At 68.2% G+C, this 623-nt stretch carries 1 protein-coding gene; it reads right to left on the bottom strand.

What is annotated here, in order from left to right:
* A partial coding sequence (locus tag LDO54_RS28410) for an efflux RND transporter periplasmic adaptor subunit (RefSeq protein WP_224014290.1) occupies positions 1 to 623 on the bottom strand: 623 nt, incomplete at both ends.

Raw genomic sequence — 623 nt, 5'->3', positions numbered from 1 at the left:
AACCCGTGCCCGCCGAGAAGCCCACCACCTTGCCGTGATAGACCACCGACGAACCATACACGTCCGCCGTCATCTCCACCGGCTGGCCGATGCGCATGTGCTTGAGCTGCACTTCCTTGAAGTTCGCGTCGATCCACAGCGAATTCAGCGGCACCACCGACATCAGCGGCGTGCCCGGCGAGACGCGCTGGCCGACCTGCACCGAACGCTTCGCCACATACCCCGTGACCGGCGCGGGCAGCGTGTTGCGCGCGTTCGCGAGATACGCGTCGCGCACCTTGGCGGCGGCGGCCATCACGTTCGGATGGTTCGCGATGGTCGTGTTCGCGGTCAGCGCCTGGTTCGCGGCGAGTTGCTGCTGCGCGGCTTCGAGCGCGGCTTCGGCGCTCTTTTCGGCGTCGCGGGCGTGCGAGATTTCTTCCTGCGAGACCGCGCCCGTCTGCGCGACCAGCATGCGGCGGCGCAGATCGTCCTGCGCGCGCGACAGGTCGGCACGACGCACGGCAACCTGGGCTTCGTACTGGCTGTCGTCGGCGAAGAGGCCGCGCACCTGGCGCACGGTCTGGCCGAGATTCGCTTCGGCCTGTTGCAGCGCGATGCGCGAATCGGCCGGATCGAGCATG

It is taken from the genome of Paraburkholderia tropica, from assembly GCF_914484835.1.
Taxonomy (GTDB): domain Bacteria; phylum Pseudomonadota; class Gammaproteobacteria; order Burkholderiales; family Burkholderiaceae; genus Paraburkholderia; species Paraburkholderia tropica_A.
This window is presented reverse-complemented; position numbering and strand designations above follow the sequence as displayed.